This is a genomic window from Rhodanobacter sp. UC4443_H10, from assembly GCF_052978325.1.
Genome location: NZ_CM129668.1, coordinates 3,308,357 through 3,326,943, shown reverse-complemented (window position 1 = coordinate 3,326,943; position 18,587 = coordinate 3,308,357). Strand labels below are relative to the sequence as shown.

The following is an 18,587-nucleotide window of genomic DNA, read 5'->3' as shown; positions in this document are numbered from 1 at the left end:
GGGACTTCCTGGCAGTCGTCGGGAACAGGGAATGGGACGAGCCACGGCCGCGACCCCGCGGCAACCTGCTTTGCGGGTTCCCTGTTCCCCATGGCCTGTTCCCGGCTCTCATGGCTGATCCACCACCCGCACCTCGCCAGTCAGCCACGACACGTTGACGTGCCATTCGCGCTGGCCGGCTTTCAAGGTGATGCGGCCGCCGGTGGAGCTGCCGTCGGGAAAGAAGCGGATGCGGCCGGTGTGGTCGTCGGGGCGGTCTTCCTTTGCGCTGGTGATGCTGACCTTGAGGCCCTTGGGCAGGGCGACGTCGCGATGGCCGGCACCCTGGTAGCTGTTGGCGCGGGTATCGACGTCGAAGACCTGCTCGTCGGCATGCACGATCGCCTGCGCCCGCGTCGCGCGCAACGCCCCGGCCAGTTCGCTGCTGGCCGCGCGCACCCGCGCCCCGGCCAGCCCCCGCGTCACCGACACCGACACCGCCACCGCCGCCAACCCGATCAGCACGATGACCACGAGCATTTCGAGGAGGGTGAAGCCGGTGGCGCGCTGCGCGCGCCGGGAGTGGAGAATCCCGCAAGGGGACTTCCCCATTTCCGTTCTCACTGCCAATTCCCGGCGTCTGCATTGAGCCCGTCGCCGCCGGGCTTGCCATCCTCGCCGTAGAAGACGAGGTCGTATTTGCCGTGCTGGCCGGGGTACTGGTAGCCGTAGTCGTGGCCGTAGGGGTCCTTCAGCTGCGACTCCTTGGCGTACGGGCCCTGCCAGTTGGGCGCGTTGCCGGGCTTTTTCACCAGGTCGACCAGCTGCTGCGGCGGCGTGCCGTTGTCGAGCATGTAGTTGTCGATGTCCTGCGACAGCGTGCTCAACTGGATCTTGCCGGTCTTGTACTTGCCCTTGTCGAAACTGGGGATGACCTTGGTGATCACCGCCACCGCCACGATGCCGATCAGCGCGATCACGGCGAGCATTTCGAGGAGGGTGAAGCCGCCGGCGCGCTGCGCGCGCCCGGGGTGCGGGAACCCCGCAAGGGGACTTCCGGACGGTCGTCGGGCATCGGGAACCGGAAAAGCGCGCGCGCGCCGGCCGTCCGCTCTTGCCCTGGTTATTACCCACCTCGAATCCCGGTTTTCAACAGACGAACGTCTGGTCATCCCGAATCCCGTCATCTTCATCACGCTTTCTCCATCATGAATTCATCGTCATGTTGCTCGTGGCGACACCCGCCGGAAGCCGCTCTTCCGATTCCCGATTCCCGATGCCCGGCCATCATTGGATGCTGCTGGTCATGCTCAGCAGCGGCAGCAGGATGGCGGCCATGATGATGCCCACCAGCACGGTCATCACGATGGTCAGCGCGGGTACCAGCGCGGCGAGCAGGCGGTCGATCGAGCGGCGCGATTCCAGTTCGAAGGTGTCGGCCACTTTCAGCAGCATGCCGTCGAGCTGGCCGGCTTCCTCGCCCACCTGCACCATCTGCAGCGCGAGGCGCGGGAACAGTTTCGACTGGCCCAGCGCAAGGCTCAGGCCGGCACCGCCCTTGACCTGTTCGTGCGCCGCACCGAGCGCCGCGTCCAGCGCAACGTTGCCGGTGACCTGGCGCGCAATGGTCAGCGCGCCGAGCAGCGGCACGCCGTTGCGCAGCAAGGTGCCCAGCGTGCGGGCGATGCGCGCGGTCTCGATCTTCAGCAGCAGCGGGCCGATCACGCGCAGCCCCAGCAGGCGCGTGTGCCAGGCCAGCCGCGCCGCCGGATCGCGCAGCCGCGCGCGCCACACCAGCCCGCCACCGATCAGCAGCACCGCGATCAGCCACCACCAGTCCGCCAGCAGGTTGCCCAGCGCCAGCACCGCCGCGGTGATCCACGGGATCGGCACCTGCATGTCCTGGAAGATCGGCACGAACTGCGGCACCACGTAGGCCAGCAGCAGCACCAGCGAACCGAGCACGCCGACCATCAGGAACGCCGGATAGATCAGCGCGTTGGTGATGCTGCCGCGCAAGGCCTGCGCGCGCTCCAGGTAGTCGGCCAGCCGGCGCAGGGTTTCCTCCAGCGAACCGCCCGCCTCGCCGGCGCGCACCAGGCTGATGTACAGGCGCGGGAACACGCCGTGCTCCTCGTCCAGCGCCGCGGACAGCGTGGTGCCGCCGCGCACGCGGTCGCGTACCCGCTCGATCAGCTTTTTCGCCGATTCGCCCTCGGGCAGGTCGAGCAGGATGGTCAGCGCGCGGTCCAGCGGCTGGCCCGCGCCGAGCAGGGTCGCCAGCTGATGGGTGAACAGCGCCAGCTGGTCGCCGGTGAACGGCCCGCGCTTGAACATGCCCGCCAGGCCACTGCCGGTCGCCGCGCCCTCCGCCGAGCGTGCCTCCAGCGGCGTGTGCCCCTGGTCCTGCAGCCGTGCGATCACCTCGTCGACGCTGCCCGCTTCCATCTGGCCCTGCAGCGTTTCGCCGGCGTCGTTGACGGCCTTGTAGCGGAACTGGCTCACGGGGCTTGCCCCGTGAGCCGGGAATCGGGAATAGGGAATGGGGAATGGGAAAAACCGGTCGCCACGAGGCTCCGGCCCTTGTTCTTCCTATTCCCTATTCCCGACGACCGCCAGGAAGTCCCCTTGCGGGATTCCCCATTCTCAGCTTTCCTGCGTGACACGCATCACCTCCTCCAGCGTGGTGATGCCGGCGACGGCCTTGGCGATGCCGTCTTCGTACATGGTGCGCATGCCTTCGGCGCGGGCCTGTTTCTCGATCTCGCCCTCGCTGGCGCGCTGCATCACCAGGCGACGCAGCGGGTCGCTCATGGTGAGGAACTCCATGATCGCGCGGCGGCCGCGGTAGCCGCTGGGGTTGGCCGCGCTGGTGCCGGGTTTCCACAGGCGGATCGGGCGTTCGTCGGTGTATTTCTCCAGTTCGAACTGCGCGATCACCTCGGGCAAGGCCTCGTAGGCAATCGCGGTTTCCGGATCGAGCCGGCGCACCAGGCGCTGCGCCAGGATGCCGTTGATGGTGGAGCCGAGCAGGTAATCCTCCACGCCCATGTCGAGCAGTCGGGTGACGCCGCCGGCGGCCGAGTTGGTGTGCAGCGTGGACAGCACCAGGTGGCCGGTAAGCGCGGACTGGATCGCGATGCGGCAGGTTTCCAGGTCGCGCATTTCGCCGATCATGATCACGTCCGGGTCCTGGCGCATGATCGAGCGCAGGGCGCCGGAGAAATCCAGCCCGATCTGCGGCTTCACCTGGATCTGGTTGATGCCTTCGAGCTGGTATTCGACCGGGTCCTCGACGGTGATGATCTTCACGTCGTTGGTGTTGATCTGGCTCAGCGCGGTGTACAGCGTGGTGGTCTTGCCGGAGCCCGTGGGACCGGTGACCAGCAGGATGCCGTGCGGCTTGTTCAGCACCTCGACGAAGCGCTGCTTGAAGCTGTCGGTGAAACCCAGCGACTCGAAATCGAACACCACCGATTCGCGGTCCAGGATGCGCATCACCACCGATTCGCCGAAGCTGGTCGGCACGGTGGACACGCGCAGGTCCAGCTCCTTGCCCTGCACGCGCAGCTGGATGCGACCGTCCTGCGGCAGGCGGCGCTCGGCGATGTTCAGCCGCGCCATGATCTTCACGCGCGAGATCACCGCGGCGGTCGACGACGACGGCGGCGCTTCGACTTCATGCAGGACGCCGTCGATGCGGTAGCGCACCTTCAGGCGGTTCTCGAACGGCTCGATGTGCACGTCCGAGGCACGCTGCTCGACCGCGCGCTGCAGGATCAGGTTCACCAGCCGGATCACCGGCGCCTCGGAGGCGAGGTCGCGCAGGTGCTCGACGTCGTCCTCCTCGGCGGCGCTGCCGTCGAGGTTCTCCACGATGGTGCCCATCGCCGAACGGCCGGAGCCGTAATAGCGCTCGATCAGGCCATCGATCTCCGAACGCAGCCCCACGCGCAATGCGACAGGGCGTCCGGCGGCCAGCTCGACCGCGTGCAGCGGATACGGATCGGCCGGATCGGCCACCAGCAGGGCCAGCCCGTCGCTGCCTTCCTGCACGGGCACCACATGCTGCTGCTTGAGAAAGCGCAACGAGAGTTCCAGCTCGGCCGGCGGCAATTCCGGCGCGTCGCGCGCGGCCAGCAGCGGCACCTGCAACAGTTCGGCCCAGGCCTCGGCCAGGTCGCGTTCGGAAACCAGCCCCAACCGCGCCATCAGCGTGGTGAGCGTACCTTCGGTGGATTCCTCGTGCAGGCGCCGTGCGCGGCCCAGGTCGGAATCCTTCAGCCGGCCGCGCGCGACCAGCCAGGCGCAGACAGCGGCCTCGCGGTCATCGCCCACGCCTGCCCCGCCACCCGCCGGCTCGATGGCTGCCGACATCCGTCACCTCACGTTCAATGCATGCCCGATACGCGGCGCCCCCCGACACCGCGCGGAAAACGCCATTGGTATCACAACGGAGCCTGCGGGGCATTACCCACCGCGAAACGGGGACGGCGGGCATCAGACCGCCCGCCGTCCCCACCGTGTCACCAGCCGAAGCCGACACCCACGCCGCCGGATGCCTCGTTGCCGCTCACCGCCGCGCCGAAGGTCAGGTTGGCGCGCGGCGACAGCTGCCGCGAATAACCGACCGACAACGCCGCTTCACCGCGGTAGCCGCCCACACCCACGCCCAGCCGGTTGGGCGTGTTGATGCCCTGCGTGCTGAACGCCATCTGCGCCATCGCCGTGCCCATCGCGCCGACCTGGTCCATGCGCTTGTCGACGCCGTGGAAGCGGTCGTTCATCTGGTCGCGCAAGCCGTTCACGTCAGCGGTAGAGGCGACGTTGGCGAACTTGGCGTCGGCATAGGCGTTGGCGCTGCGCAGGGTCTGCTGCGCGTTGGCGTCGGTGTAGCTCTTGGCCGTCACCAGCGCCTGCTCGACCTGGCCCACGTTGGCCGCGTCGGTGGCCTGGCTGCCGGCCGCCACGTTGGTGACCTGGCGGTTGTTCGCGGCCGTGCCCACCGACACCGTGTTGGCGCGATCGGCCAGCGAACCCTGGCCCAGCGCGACGGCGCCGGAAGCGGTCACCGAGGCGCCTTCGCCCAGCGCCACCGCGTTGGTGGCGCTCGCCGCGACCGTGCTGTTGGCGCCCACGGCGGTGCTGCCGTCGGCGTTCACCCTGGCATTGCCGCCGATCGCGGTGTCGTTCGCGCCGGCGGCCAGGCTGTCACCGCCGATCGCGGTGGCATGATCGCCACCGGCGGAGGCTGCCGAACCGATCGCCAGGCCCCTGGAGCCGGCCAGCACGTTGGCGTCGTCGCTGCCGTCGCCGACCGTATCGATCGCCACCGCGCCCAGCTCCATCGTGCTCTGCCGCAGATCGCCGATCTGCCCCTCGATGGTGGTGACGCGGCCGTCCAACGCGCCGATCGCCGCGGTGTTGGTGGTGATCGCGGCGGTATTGTCGCCCAGCGCGGTGCCGGTCAGGTCGAGTTGCGCCTGCAGCGCATTGAGCTGGTCCAGATTCACCGCATCGGTGCCCTGGGTACCGGCGGCCACGTTGGTGATCTGGCGCTCGAAGCCGGCGCTGCCCACCGACACCGTGTCGGCGCGATCGGCCAGCGACTGCGCGCCCAGCGCCACCGCGTTGTCGGCGGTGGACTGCACCCACGCGCCCGAACCCAGCGCGGTGCCGTTGACCGCGTCGGCGCCGGCCAGCCAGCCGAACGCCGCGGCATAGTCGCCGGTGGCGTAACTGCCGGCGCCCAGCGCGGTCGCGCCGACGCCCGATGCCTCGGTGAAGAACTGCCCGCCGACGGCGCTGCCACCCACGGCCACGCTCTCGTCGCCGCTGGCCGCCGAGTTCTCGCCCACCGCCACGCTGCTGGCGCCACTGGCCGCTGCACCCGTGCCGCTGGCCAGGGAGTAGTCACCGATGGCCATCGAGTTGTAGCCCAGCGCCGTGCCCAGGAAGCCCGGCGCAACGCTGTAGCCGCCCAGCGCGACCGTGCCGGCATTCAGCGCGCCGCTGTCGTAGCCCAGCGCCAGCGATTGTTCGCCAATGGCGCCGCCGTAGCCGTTGCTGTCCTGCGTACCCATGCCGATGGAGAACACGCCTTCGGCATGGCTGTCTGCGCCCAGTGCCAACGCGCCTTGCGCCAGCGCGGTGGCGTTGTTGCCTACCGCGGTGGCCGCGTCGGCGCCGGTGTAGGCCGCGCCGCCGACCGAGGTCGCGCCGGCGCCCTGCGCCCAGGCACCGTTGCCGGTGGCGGTGGCGTTGTCGCCGACGCCGACGGTCTGGTAGCCCAGCGCGATCGCGCCGCGCCCTTCGGCAGCCGCCAGCGAACCGACGGCGATGGAACCCTCACCCTGGGCTTCGGTGGCGAGGAACCCGTTGGCCGGGTCCGGATCGCCGCCGCCAATCGCGATGCCGCCGCGGTCCGATGCCTGCGCGTTGGCGCCGAGCGCCACGCTGTTGTAGCCATCCGCGCCGGAGTTGGCGCCGCCGGCGAACGCGCCCTGCCCGGTGGCGTACGCCAGCGAGCCGACCGCGGTGCTGTCGACGCCGTCCGCGCCGGCGCCGGCGCCCAACGCGGTCGCGCCATAGGCACTCGCCTCGGTGCTGTAGACCGTGCCGTCGGTATCGACATAGTCGCCGCCCACCGCCGTGGTTGAACCATCGGTGGCGCTGGCGTGGGAGCCGAATGCGCTGGCGTTGTCGCCGCTGGCGACCGCATCCACGCCGCAGACGAAGGCGCCGTCGCCGGTGGGCGTGACCGGCACCGTGGTGGTGACGCCGTCGACGGTGTAGGTGCAGCTCGCGGCTGCGGTCTGCGCGTGGATCGTCAGCGGCGCCAGCGCCAGTGCCAGCACGCCGGCGGCGACCAGGCGCAGGCGCGAACCGCCGCGACGGCCGCGCCGCGAGGCCAGCTCCGATACCACCACCACCGCGCCCAGCGCGGCATTCCAGATCTTGCTGTAGATCGTGTTCATGATTTTGAGATTCCTGTGCGGCGCCGCCCGCGCGACGATGCGCGTGGCGGTGCCTGGCGTGTGATGTGCCGCCACCCGGGCGTGCGGCTTGTGCCGGTCACGCCCGGTGGCGGATTCGGCCCGAACGGGCCGGTTCAGGGTGCGGCGCAGGCCACGTCCACTGCGTTGAAGGCAGCGGCCACGTCGGCCTCGGCATAGCCACGGTCGGTGGCGGCCTGTTCCACTCCGCAGGCGCCGCCGTCGAAGGTTTCCTGCGGACTCCAGTACAGCGCATTGGCGTCGTGGAACACCTCGAACGCCTTGCGCGTGTTCCAGCCGCTGGTCTTGGCCAGCAGGCAGAACGCGCGGTTGTACACGCCGCTGCTGTAATGAACGTCGAGCGAGTCGTTGTAATCGCGCGCGCTGTCGATGGACGCACCATCGTTGCTCGGCGTGCACATGTCGCGCAGCGCCGCCATGCCCAGCAGCGGCACCGTGGCCGGCTTGACCATGTCCGCGCCGACCATGAAGTCGTTGCTGCCGCGGTCGAAGTACTTCACCGCCTCGCCGGCCATGTCGGAGAACGCCTCGTTCATGCCGCCGGACTGGCCGGTGTATTCCAGCCCCGAATGCTGCTCGGTGAAGCCGTGGCTGATCTCGTGCCCGGTCACGTCCAGCACCACGAAGGGGAAGAAGTACTGGTCGCCGTCGCCGAACACCATCTCGCGGCCGTCCCAGAACGCGTTCTCGTAGTTGGTGCCGTAGTGCACCCACATCGACAGCTGCATCGCCGAGCCGTCGGTGTTCTTCAGCGGTGGCTCGCCGAACCAGGTCGAGTACATGTCGTGCACCACGCCGCCGAAATGATGCGCATCGTTGATCGGCGAATATGCGCCGTTGATCGCGTCGCCCTGGCTCACCCACAGCGCCGGATTGCTGCCGGCACAGCCGAACGACCACTGCGTGACGCGCTGGCCGCCGGCCAGGTTGTAGGTGGCCACGTCGGCGTCCTGCAGGTAGCACACGCTGCCGATGCGCACCGCATCGAGGCGCTCGCGACCCGGGCCGGAGTTGTCGTAGTTGTACGAGCCGGTCAGCGCGTTGCCGCCCGGGCCGGTGACGATGACCGCGACCGGCGTGCTGCCGCCGCCCGGCGGACGCCGGCCGTGGGCGAGCCCGTCCCACTGCTTGAGCACGGCGCCGGTGTCGGCGTCGACGATCGCGGTCGGTCGCGACGGCTGGCCGTGGTTGTCCAGCACGTAGGACACGCGATAGGTCAGCCGCGGCGCGCGACCGGCCTGCGGGTAGACGAACAGCTCGCTCTCGACATTGCGTGCCGCCAGGCCGGTATCGCCCATGTGCCGGCGCAGCGCGGCGGTAGCGGCGGCGGCCGTCAGCCGCGGCTGCGCCGAAGCGAGTTGCGCGCCGATGTCGCGCTCGGCCGAGCCCGCCACCGACAGCACCGCGCCGCGCGTGTCGCGTTCCACCACCACGCTGCGGCCGTAAACCGGCACGCCGCGCCAGGTCTGCCGCTCGCGCGATTTCAGCGTGCCGTGCGCGGTGCGCAGCTGGCGATCCGCCTGGAACGAGGCGTCCGTCCCCAGGCCCAGTCGGTTCGCCAGCGTTGCAGGCGCGATCCGGCCCATCGCACCGGCGCGAATGTGCAGCGGCGCTGCGGCCATGCACGACGCGGCGGTGGCGCCACCCAGGGCCAGGACCAGGGCAGCGACGAGTTTCTTGTTGAGCATTTCCATCCCCCAAAACATTCAGACGATCTGCCGTGGCGGCGCGCAGGCGCCGCAGCACGGTCAGCTGGATTCCGCCGCCCTCCCCGGAGCGGCGAATCGGCGACCGTAGGTGAGCAGTGCGCGGCCCGTCAATTGGAAAAATTCCGAGAACCTGTCCAAACTCGTGTTCTTTCGTCGCCCATTTCACGCTTCCCGCAGGCCTTTCATGCAGCTCATCGACATCGGCGCCAATCTCGGCCACGAATCGTTCCGGCACGACTTCGACGCCATGCTGGCGCGTGCGCAGAAGCACGGCGTGAGCCGGATGATCGTGACCGGCGCCTCTGCCGACGGCAGCCGCCACGCGCTGGCCCTGGCACACGACCACGCCGGCCGCCTGTTCGCCACCGCCGGCGTGCATCCGCACCACGCGATCGACTTCGACGACGCCACCGAGGCGCTGCTGCGCGAGCTGGCGCGCGACCCGGCGGTGCGCGCGATCGGCGAAACCGGACTGGACTACAACCGCAACTACTCGCCGCGCGAGGTCCAGCTGGCCGTGTTCGAGCGCCAACTGCGGATCGCGGCGGATGTGCACAAGCCGCTGTTCCTGCACCAGCGCGATGCGCACGACGATTTCGTCGCGCTGCTGCGGCGCTGGCGCGACAAGGTGCCCGGCGCGGTGGTGCACTGCTTCACCGACACCGGCGAGGCGCTGCGCGACTACCTCGCACTGGATTGCCACATCGGGATCACCGGCTGGATCTGCGACGAACGCCGCGGCACCCACCTGCGCGAGCTGGTGCGCGAGATCCCCGCGCACCGCCTGATGATCGAGACCGACGCGCCCTACCTGCTGCCACGCACGGTGCGTCCGTCGCCGGCGCATCGGCGCAACGAGCCGATGTACCTGAGGCACATCTGCGAGGAGATCGCCCGCGACCGCGGCGAGAGTCCGGAAGTCACCGCCGCGAACAGCACGGCGACCGCCGAGGCGTTCTTCGGATTGCCGCCGCTGGCGTAGGGCGGCACTGTCCGCCGGATTCCGCGTCCCGAAGAGTGAAGAGCGGCGGGCAGCGCCCGCCCTACACCGTCAGCACGCGCGACTCGCCGGGGGCCAGGCCATCCAGCGCGTGGTCGCCGACGCGCACGCGGATCAGCCGCAAGGTCGGAAAGCCGACCGCGGCGGTCATGCGACGCACCTGACGGTTGCGGCCTTCGCGCAGGGTGAGGCTGAGCCAGCTGGTGGGGATCGCCTGGCGGAAGCGCACCGGCGGGTCGCGCGGCCACAGCCAGTCCGGTTCGGCGGCGAAGGCGGCCTCGGCCGGCAGGGTCGGGCCGTCATTCAATCTCACGCCACGGCGCAGCGCGGCCAGCGCGGCTTCGTCGATGCAACCTTCGACCTGGGCCAGATAGGTCTTGGCCTGCTTGTGGCGCGGGTCGGTGAGCCGGTGCGCGAGTGCGCCGTCGTCGGTGAGCAGCAGCAGACCTTCACTGTCGCGATCCAGCCGTCCAGCCGCATAGACGTCCGTTTGCGCGACGTAATCGGCCAGCGTGGCGCGGCCTTCGCGGTCGGTGAACTGGCAGAGCACGCCGTACGGCTTGTTGAGCGCCAGCAGCATGACGGGTGCAGCGACCGCCCGGATTACCGGGCGGACGTGGCGGCGGCAGTGGCGGCACTCGTCGGCGCGGTCGGCTTGACGAAGCGCAGCGTCATGCGATCCGACTCGCCGATGGCCTGGTACTTCGCCCGATCCTGCTCGCCCAGGGTGAGCGTGGGCGGCAGCGTCCACACGCCCTTGGGATGGTCGTGCGTGTCCTGCGGGTTGGCGTTGACCTCGCTGCTGCCGTCGAGCACGAAACCAGCCTCGACGGCCAGCTTCACCACGTAGTCGGTGGGCAGGTAGCCGCTGCCCTTCACCGATTCGAGGCTGGCACCCGGCGCGGCGCGATGGTCGGCCACGCCCAGCACGCCGCCGGGCCGCAGCACCGCGAAGAACGCCTTGAACATGGCCGGCGCGGTACCTGCCTGGACCCAGTTGTGAACATTGCGGAAGGTCAGCACCGTGTCCGCCGAGGCGGGCGGGCCGAACACCGGCGCGCGCGGATCGAACTCGATGATTTTCGCGTTGCCGTAGTGCGCCGGATCGGCGGCGAACAGGCGATGCAGCGCGCTGTCGTCGCGGCGCGCCTCGGCGTCGCGGCGCGGCGCCGTCACTGCGGCGATGTAGTGGCCGTTGTCGTTGAGCAGCGGCGCCAGGATCTCGCTGTACCAGCCACCGCCGGGGGTGATCTCGATCACCGTCTGGTCCGGCTGCACGCCGAAGAACTGCAAGGTCGCCTTGGGATGGCGATAGACGTCACGCGCACGGTTGGCCGGCGAACGCCAGCTGCCCGCCAGCACCTGGTCCAGTTGCGAGGCGGTGAAATCGCTGGCGCTGGTCGGCGGCACCAGCGCATCGGCCGGCTGGTCCGCTTCGGTGGAGGCGCCCGGCGCCACCTGTTGCGCACATGCCGGCAGCGCCAGCGCGGCGATCAGCAGCCAGGCGAAACGCGGCCGCGATCGTGCGCGGGACGAAGAGTTGGCAGGATTCGCTTGGTTCATCGTTGACTCCCTGGCCCGCAGGCCGTCCGGACGCGATGCTGTGGTGGTTCGAATGCGCCACACGACTGCCCGCCTCCGGCCGAGGCCGTCGCGGGGCAGGTGGAGCACAAAGCGGTTGATGGCGGCCAATATGGCGGAAAGACCGTGCAGACCAGGTGGACAGGTGGAAGCGAGCCGTGCGCCCGCCCCTCTCGCGCACCCATTCTACGGCATCCCGCAGCCCGCAAGAACGGCTCAGTAATGGATCACCGAGCGGATCACCTTGCCGCCGTGCATAAGCTCGAACGCCTCGTTGATGCGCTCCAGCGGCAGCACCTGGCTGATCATCTCGTCGATGTGGATCTCGCCAGCCAGGTAGCGGTCGACGTAGCCGGGCAGTTGCGAGCGACCCTTGACGCCGCCGAACGCCGAGCCGCGCCACACCCGGCCGGTGACCAGCTGGAACGGCCGCGTGCTGATCTCCTGGCCCGCGCCGGCCACGCCGATGATGATCGACTCGCCCCAGCCCTTGTGGCAGCACTCCAGCGCCGAGCGCATCACGTGCACGTTGCCGATGCATTCGAACGAATAGTCCACGCCGCCATCGGTGAGCTCGACGATGACCTGCTGGATCGGCGTGTCGGGGTAGTCGGCCACGTTGATGCAGTCGGTGGCGCCAAGCGCCTTGGCCATCGCGAATTTTTCCGGGTGGCGGTCGATCGCGATGATGCGTCCGGCCTTGGCCATCACCGCGCCCTGCACCACCGACAGGCCGATGCCGCCCAGGCCGAACACCGCGACGGAGGCGCCGGGTTCCACTTTCGCCGTATTGAGCACCGCGCCGATGCCGGTGGTGATGCCGCAGCCGAGCAGGCAGACCTTTTCCAGCGGCGCGGCCTTGTTGATCTTCGCCAGCGAGATTTCCGGCAGCACGGTGTACTCGCTGAACGTGCTGGTGCCCATGTAGTGCAGCAGCGGCTTGCCATCGAGCGAGAACCGCGAGGTGCCGTCGGGCATCAGGCCCCGGCCCTGGGTGACGCGGATCTTCTGGCACAGGTTGGTCTTGCCCGAGCGGCAGAACTTGCACTCGCCGCACTCGGGCGTGTACAGCGGAATCACGTGGTCGCCGACCTTGAGCGAGGTCACGCCCGCGCCGACTTCCTCGACGATGCCGCCGCCCTCGTGGCCGAGGATCACCGGGAATTGCCCTTCCGGATCGTCGCCGGACAAGGTGAACGCATCGGTGTGGCACACGCCGGTGGCGACGATGCGCACCAGCACCTCGCCCGCCTTCGGGCCGGCCACGTCGACCTGTTCGATGGAGAGCGGCTGGCCGGCGGCCCAGGCGACGGCGGCGCGTGATTTCATGGTTCGACTCCTCGCAATGGATCGGCAATGACCCGCGATGATGGCCTGTTTTCAGCCACTTTGCGCAACTGCGTCAATCGACCGCCAGGTCGTCGGGCCGGAAGCTCGACATCTGCCCCCGGTATTCGGCCGCCTCCGCCAGCAGCCAGTCGCGGAAGCGCTGCAGGCCGCGGTGCTCCTGCGAGCGCGGCGGATACACCAGCCAATAGGCCTCCTTCACCGCCAGGTAGCTGTTGCCCAGCACCTGCAGGCGGCCGGCGTCGATCAGCGACTTCGACGTCACCATCCGCCCCAGCGCCACGCCGAGACCCTCCAGCGCCGCATGGCGCAGCGCGTCGAGGCTGTCGAACTGCGCCACGTAGCGTTTCGGCGGCGTGCCGCCGGTGCGGCCGAACCAGTCGCTCCAGCGGGTCGATTCGCCGGGCTCGCCGAGCAGCGGCCAGCGCGACAAATCGTGCGGATCGACGCCGGCCATCCGCGCGACCAGTGCGGGCGCGGCCACCGGTGCGATCCATTCGCCGAACAGCCTTTCGCAGAGGAGCTCCGGCCACTGGCCGCGGCCGTAACGCAGCGCCACGTCCACCGGTTCGCGCGCGAAGTTCACCAGGGTCGAACCGGATTGCAGGCTGAGCTCCAGCTCCGGATACGCAGCGACCAGTTTCGGCAACCGCGGCACCAGCCAGCTCGACATGATGCCGGGGCTGGCGCTGAGCGTGAGCGCGTCGTGGTGGCGCGTGCGATAGGCGCCGAGCGCGCGCTCGATGCCGTCGACGTGCTCGCCCACCGCTTCCAGCAAACAGTTGCCGTCGACGGTCAGCGTCACCCCGCGCGGCCCGCGCTCGAACAGGCGCCGATCCAGCCGCTCCTCCAGCTGTTTCATCTGATGGCTGAGCGCGCTGACGGTGAGGTTCGCCTCGCGCGCCGCGCGCGACAGATTGCCCTGGCGGGCGATCAGCACGAACTGTTGCAGCAGTCCCAGCGGCAGCTTGCCCATCTTGAATATCTCTCAAGTCTGGCTTGCGAATATATCGCTTTTTGGCGCTTGTCCGCGCGCGTATTTTGAGCACACCCCAAGCCTGACACCCTCCCGAGGAGGCACCCCATGAGCTCGATCTGGAAAGATCTGCTGTTCCTGCACGGCCACCTGCTGCACAAGGACGACCTCGAATGGCGCACGGAAACACCGGCCGCCGACACCGGCGACACCGAGGCCGTCGAAGCACCCGTCAGCCGCGACGCCAAGGCCGCGGCACTGGCCTGCTGCGCCGCCGTGTGGCCGCGCATCGTGGCGCCGCACTAGCCATCCGCGGCTTGAATGCGGTCTGGAATGCACCATGTGAATGAAGGTGCGCGACAACCGTCGCGCGCCTTTTTCCATGCTCGTTACCAGGAGAGGCGTTCCATGCAACAGCGGTCACTCGGCGGCACCTCCCTTTCGATCGCGCCGCTCGCCTTCGGCAGCAACGTCTTCGGCTGGACGGTGGACGAGCCGCGCGCGTTCGAGCTGCTGGACGCCTTCGTCGATGGCGGCGGCAACCTGATCGACACCGCCGACGTCTACCCGGCATGGGTGCCGGGCAACCACGGCGGCGAGTCGGAGACCATCATCGGCAAGTGGCTGCGGCGCAGCGGCAAGCGCGACCAGGTGGTGATCGCCAGCAAGGTCGGCAAATGGACGCGGCACCGCGGGCTGGCGCCGGTGAACCTGCAGCAGGCGGTGGAGGGTTCGCTGCAGCGGCTGCAGACCGATCACATCGACCTGTATTTCGCGCACGAGGACGACGCCAGCGTGCTGCTGGCCGACACCCTGGGCGGCTTCGCGCGACTCATCGAGCAGGGCAAGGTGCGCGCGATCGGCGCCTCCAACTACAGCGCCGAACGCTTCGCCGACGCACTGGCCGTATCCAAGCAGCACAACCTGCCGCGCTACGACGTGCTGCAGCCGGAATACAACCTGGTCAGCCGCCGCGGCTACGAGGCCGAACTGGAGCCGCTGATCCGCCGCGAAAACATCGGCGTGATCTGCTACTACGCGTTGGCCAGCGGTTTCCTCAGCGGCAAGTACCGCCAGGCGGCCGACCTCGCCGGCCATCCGGCACGCAGCGGTGGCGTGCGCGCCCACCTCAATCCGCGCGGACTCGGCGTGCTGGCTGCGCTGGACGCGGTGGCCGCCGCCCATCACGCCACGCCGGCCCAGGTGGCGTTGGCCTGGCTGATGGCGCGCCCGGGCATCAGTGCGCCGATCGCCAGCGCCACCAGCGTGACGCAATTGAACGAACTGCTCGGCGCCTTGCAGCTCTCGCTGCGCGCCGACGAGATCGCGGCGCTGGATCAGGCCAGCGCCTGATCCGCCGCGATCACGCCATCACGCGGACAACAACCCCAGCGCCGTGTTGAGCGTGGCGCTGGGCCGCATCGCCGCGCCGGCCTTCATCCGGTCCGGGTGGTAATAGCCGCCGATGTCGACCGGCTTGCCCTGCACGCGGGCGAGCTCGTCGACGATGGTCGCCTCGTTCTCCGTCAGCGCCTTGGCCAGCGGCGCGAACCTCGCCTTCAGCGCGGCGCTCACGTCCTGCGCCGCCAGCGCCTGTGCCCAGTACATGGCGAGGTAGAAGTGGCTGCCGCGGTTGTCGATGCCGCCGACCTTGCGCGAGGGCGACTTGTCGGTGTCGAGGAACTTGCCGTTGGCCTGGTCCAGCGTCTTGGCCAGCACGTCGACCTCGGCGTTGCCGTAGCGGTTGCCGAGGTGTTCCAGCGAGGCGGCCAGCGCGAGGAACTCGCCGAGCGAATCCCAGCGCAGGTAGTTCTCTTCCAGGAACTGCTGCACGTGCTTCGGTGCCGAGCCGCCGGCACCGGTCTCGAACAGGCCGCCGCCGGCCATCAGCGGCACGATCGACAGCATCTTCGCGCTGGTGCCCAGCTCCATGATCGGGAACAGGTCGGTGAGGTAGTCGCGCAGCACGTTGCCGGTGACCGAGATCGTGTCCAGGCCCTGGCGGATGCGCTCGAGCGAAAACTTGGTGGCGGCCACCGGATCCATGATGCGGATGTCCAGGCCGCTGGTGTCGTGGTCCTTCAGGTAGCGCTCGACCTTGGCGATCACCTGGCGGTCGTGCGCACGCTGCGGGTCCAGCCAGAACACCGCCGGCGTGTGCCGCGCGCGGCTCACCGCCAGCTTCACCCAGTCCTGGATCGGCGCATCTTTCGTCTGGCACATGCGCCAGATGTCGCCGGCTTCCACGTCATGCTGCAGCAGCACCTTGCCGGCCTCGTCGATCACCTTCACCACGCCGTCGCCGGCGATCTGGAAGGTCTTGTCGTGCGAGCCGTATTCCTCGGCCGCCTGCGCCATCAGGCCCACGTTCGGCACGCTGCCCATGGTGGCCGGATCGAACGCGCCATGCGCCTTGCAGTCCTCGATGGTGGCCTGGTAGACGCCGGCGTAGCTGCGGTCGGGGATCACCGCCACGATGTCCTGCAGCTCGCCCTTCGCGTTCCACATCTTGCCGGAGTCGCGAATCATCGCCGGCATCGAGGCGTCGATGATCACGTCGCTGGGCACGTGCAGGTTGGTGATGCCCTTGTCCGAGTTGACCATCGCCACGCCCGGGCGCTGCGCGTATTCGGCGTCAAGGTCGGCCTTGATCGCCGCCTGCTGCGCTTCCGGCAGCGAACCCAGGCGCGCGTACAGGTCGCCGATGCCGTTGTTCGGGTTGAAGCCGGCCTGCTTCAGCGCGTCGGCATGCTTGACCAGCACGTCCTGGTAGAACTCGCCCACCGCCACGCCGAACATGATCGGGTCGGAGACCTTCATCATGGTCGCCTTGAGGTGCAGCGAGAACAATACGCCCTGCTTCTTTGCGTCGGCGATCTGCGCGTCGATGAACGCGGCCAGCGCGCGGCGCGACATCACCGCCGCGTCGATGATCTCGCCGGCAAGCAGCGTCGTCTTCGGCTTCAGCACGACCTGGCTGCCGTCCTTGCCGAACCACTCGATGCGCACGCTGCCGGCATGCTCCACCGTCACGGATTTCTCGCTGCCGTAGAAATCGCCGCCGTCCATGTGCGCCACGCGGGTCTTCGAATCCGAGCTCCACGCGCCCATCCGGTGCGGATGCTTGCGCGCGTAGTTCTTCACGGAAACCGGCGCGCGGCGGTCGGAGTTGCCCTCGCGCAGCACCGGGTTCACCGCGCTGCCCTTGACCCGGTCGTAGCGCGCCTTGATGTCTTTCTCGTCGGCGTCCTTCGGCTCGTCGGGATAATCCGGCAGCGCGTAGCCCTGGCCCTGCAATTCCCTGATCGCGGCCTTCAGCTGCGGCATCGAGGCGCTGATGTTGGGCAGCTTGATGATGTTCGCCTCCGGCGTGGTGGCCAGGCGGCCCAGCTCGGCGAGGTCGTCGGCGATGCGCTGGTCCTCGCGCAGGCGCTCGGGGAACAGCGCGATGATGCGCCCGGCCAGCGAGATGTCGCGCGTCTCCACCGCGATGCCGGCGGTGCCGGCGAAGGCAGCGATGATCGGCAGCAGCGACTGCGTGGCGAGGAACGGGGCTTCGTCGGTCAGCGTGTAGATGATCTTGGACGACGTGGACATGGTATGAGTGAACCTCTCTGCTGCCGCGTGGCGCGGGATGGATGTCGTTGCACGCTCGGCGTCATCGCGGCGGCGAAAGACCCGATCATCGCGCGTGCAATCTGCCCATTGTCGCGTTTTAGCGTGCCACGGGAAAGCGCGTCGCCTTCATGCCGTCATGCCCGCCGACCTTTCCACCGCAAAACGAAAGGGACGCGGCGAGCGCGTCCCTTTCGGCGGCCAGGCGCAGGGAGCGTCATGGCTTCACGGAAAAGTCCTTGCTCGCCACCGGCTGCCCGTCCAGCAAGATCTCGATCTTGTAGTCGCCCTGCGGGAAGCCCTCCGGCTGGCTGATCATGAAGGCCGTCGTTTCCGGGCCGGATGCATCGAGCTCCTTGCTGTCCTCGTGCAAGGCCTGGTCCCGCGGGCCGAGCCACCGGGCCGTCAGCGTGGCGTGGCCCGAACCCGTGGTCTCGACCGACGCGTAGATGGTGTCCTTCGGCGCGAAGCTGGTGGCCGTGGCCACGACCTTGTGGTTGGCGTCGACGCTCGAACCCACTTCAAGCGAGGTGAAGCTCACGGCCGCGACGGCGCTCTCATTGGCCAAGCCCGTGCTGGTGGCCGGGGGCGGAAATGCCGGTGGCTCCGGCGAGGTGGACGCTGCCGTTCCGCTCGGCGGCGGACTGGAGGGCACCGGCGAGGCCGGCTCACTCTTGCCGCACGCACCCAGCGCCAGTGCTGCGGCCAGCGACGCGGCAAGCATCAGGGGTTGTCGGGTAGTTTTCATGGGGGCACCTCTTTTCATCGCGGAAAGCCCGGGGTTGCACGGACCCGTCTGGCTTGGGTCCGATCCGGGTTGGGAGTTCGTCGCCAAGCGCGTCGAACACGAGACTTCACCAAGGCACTGCGGGAAGCTGGCGACCACAGGTAACGGCGGCGCGGTAAACGGCTCGTGAGCAGGCCATCAGCACCGCGGTGCGCCGTTCAGCTTGAGGCGGCCAGCTGAACGCGCGATGTCGGCGCGTCGCCCTGGCCGCGCGAGGCTCACGGTTTCGCCGGAATCTTCAGCATCTGCCCCGCCACGAGCCGACCGGGGTTGGCAATGAGGTCGCGGTTCTCGTCCAGGATCCGCCGCCAGCCGTCGGCATTGCCGTAGAAGCGACGGGCGATGCCCTGCAGCTCGTCGCCGGCGGCGACCTCGTAGATGCGGGTCCCGTCCACCGCACCGCTGGCGTGCGACGCGGTATCGGTGAAATCCGCCTTGTTCGCCGGCGACATCCGCGCCGCCTGGCGGCGCACTTCTTCGCGCTGGTCACTCCGCTCGCCCATGTCGATCTCCGATCCGATGCCAAGCGCCATGGGTAACGGCTGCGCGATCAACGCCCCGTGAGCGCGGGTGTCCC

Annotated in this window: 15 protein-coding genes and 1 pseudogene; 3 read left to right on the top strand and 13 right to left on the bottom strand. The window is 69.0% G+C overall.

Features of this window, described 5'->3' with window-relative positions:
• Positions 1–108 precede the first annotated feature (108 nt).
• The 6 genes and pseudogenes from ACVCMB_RS15035 to ACVCMB_RS15010 form a co-directional block, all read right to left on the bottom strand.
• Positions 109–591 carry a GspH/FimT family pseudopilin gene (locus ACVCMB_RS15035; RefSeq protein ID WP_447110573.1) on the bottom strand — a complete coding sequence of 161 codons (483 nt, stop codon included), beginning with the start codon at positions 589–591 and terminating at the stop codon, positions 109–111.
• A gap of 8 nt (positions 592–599) precedes the next feature.
• A pseudogene (gspG, locus tag ACVCMB_RS15030) lies at positions 600–989 on the bottom strand (type II secretion system major pseudopilin GspG); the annotation flags it as partial.
• A 277-nt stretch (positions 990–1,266) separates the two neighbouring features.
• Positions 1,267–2,484, bottom strand: coding sequence for a type II secretion system inner membrane protein GspF (gene gspF, locus ACVCMB_RS15025; RefSeq protein WP_447105551.1), 1,218 nt, complete (start codon positions 2,482–2,484; stop codon positions 1,267–1,269).
• Positions 2,485–2,625: 141 nt separating this feature from the next.
• Positions 2,626–4,356 (bottom strand): type II secretion system ATPase GspE, encoded by a 1,731-nt coding sequence (gene gspE, locus ACVCMB_RS15020; RefSeq protein ID WP_447105550.1) that lies wholly within the window; start codon positions 4,354–4,356, stop codon positions 2,626–2,628.
• 149 nt (positions 4,357–4,505) lie between these two features.
• A complete protein-coding gene (locus tag ACVCMB_RS15015) occupies positions 4,506–6,956 on the bottom strand; it encodes an ESPR-type extended signal peptide-containing protein (RefSeq protein ID WP_447105549.1) in 2,451 nt (816 codons plus the stop codon).
• 134 nt (positions 6,957–7,090) lie between these two features.
• Positions 7,091–8,683 carry a M4 family metallopeptidase gene (locus ACVCMB_RS15010; RefSeq protein WP_447105548.1) on the bottom strand — a complete coding sequence of 531 codons (1,593 nt, stop codon included), beginning with the start codon at positions 8,681–8,683 and terminating at the stop codon, positions 7,091–7,093.
• Between the two features lie 205 nt (positions 8,684–8,888).
• On the opposite strand from ACVCMB_RS15010, the gene ACVCMB_RS15005 reads away from it, so the two are divergent.
• On the top strand, positions 8,889–9,686 hold the full coding sequence (locus ACVCMB_RS15005; protein WP_447105547.1) for a TatD family hydrolase: 798 nt from the start codon (positions 8,889–8,891) through the stop codon (positions 9,684–9,686).
• Between the two features lie 61 nt (positions 9,687–9,747).
• On the opposite strand, the gene ACVCMB_RS15000 is transcribed toward ACVCMB_RS15005, so the two are convergent.
• The 4 genes from ACVCMB_RS15000 to ACVCMB_RS14985 all read right to left on the bottom strand — a co-directional run bounded on the left by ACVCMB_RS15000 (position 9,748) and on the right by ACVCMB_RS14985 (position 13,608).
• Positions 9,748–10,284: a pseudouridine synthase gene (locus ACVCMB_RS15000; protein WP_395116325.1), complete on the bottom strand. Its 537-nt coding sequence runs from the start codon at positions 10,282–10,284 to the stop codon at positions 9,748–9,750.
• Between the two features lie 23 nt (positions 10,285–10,307).
• The gene (locus tag ACVCMB_RS14995; RefSeq protein WP_447105546.1) at positions 10,308–11,267 is read right to left on the bottom strand and encodes a class I SAM-dependent methyltransferase; all 960 of its coding nucleotides are present in this window, start codon (positions 11,265–11,267) and stop codon (positions 10,308–10,310) included.
• Between the two features lie 234 nt (positions 11,268–11,501).
• Complete coding sequence (locus ACVCMB_RS14990) at positions 11,502–12,614, bottom strand: S-(hydroxymethyl)glutathione dehydrogenase/class III alcohol dehydrogenase (RefSeq protein WP_447105545.1); 1,113 nt, start codon at positions 12,612–12,614, stop codon at positions 11,502–11,504.
• Between the two features lie 73 nt (positions 12,615–12,687).
• Positions 12,688–13,608 carry a LysR substrate-binding domain-containing protein gene (locus tag ACVCMB_RS14985; RefSeq protein WP_447105544.1) on the bottom strand — a complete coding sequence of 307 codons (921 nt, stop codon included), beginning with the start codon at positions 13,606–13,608 and terminating at the stop codon, positions 12,688–12,690.
• A 108-nt stretch (positions 13,609–13,716) separates the two neighbouring features.
• Here ACVCMB_RS14985 and ACVCMB_RS14980 point away from each other — a divergent pair, with 108 nt between their 5' ends.
• Together ACVCMB_RS14980 and ACVCMB_RS14975 are read left to right on the top strand one after the other, a co-directional pair.
• Complete coding sequence (locus tag ACVCMB_RS14980) at positions 13,717–13,914, top strand: hypothetical protein (RefSeq protein ID WP_395116319.1); 198 nt, start codon at positions 13,717–13,719, stop codon at positions 13,912–13,914.
• Between the two features lie 102 nt (positions 13,915–14,016).
• Complete coding sequence (locus ACVCMB_RS14975; RefSeq protein WP_447105543.1) at positions 14,017–14,961, top strand: aldo/keto reductase; 945 nt, start codon at positions 14,017–14,019, stop codon at positions 14,959–14,961.
• Between the two features lie 18 nt (positions 14,962–14,979).
• Here ACVCMB_RS14975 and ACVCMB_RS14970 read toward each other — a convergent pair whose 3' ends face one another.
• The 3 genes from ACVCMB_RS14970 to ACVCMB_RS14960 all read right to left on the bottom strand — a co-directional run bounded on the left by ACVCMB_RS14970 (position 14,980) and on the right by ACVCMB_RS14960 (position 18,543).
• On the bottom strand, positions 14,980–17,205 hold the full coding sequence (locus ACVCMB_RS14970) for an NADP-dependent isocitrate dehydrogenase (protein WP_447105542.1): 2,226 nt from the start codon (positions 17,203–17,205) through the stop codon (positions 14,980–14,982).
• A 235-nt stretch (positions 17,206–17,440) separates the two neighbouring features.
• Positions 17,441–17,971 carry a hypothetical protein gene (locus ACVCMB_RS14965; RefSeq protein ID WP_447105541.1) on the bottom strand — a complete coding sequence of 177 codons (531 nt, stop codon included), beginning with the start codon at positions 17,969–17,971 and terminating at the stop codon, positions 17,441–17,443.
• Positions 17,972–18,228: 257 nt separating this feature from the next.
• A complete protein-coding gene (locus ACVCMB_RS14960; protein WP_447105540.1) occupies positions 18,229–18,543 on the bottom strand; it encodes a LysM peptidoglycan-binding domain-containing protein in 315 nt (104 codons plus the stop codon).
• Positions 18,544–18,587: the final 44 nt, after the last annotated feature.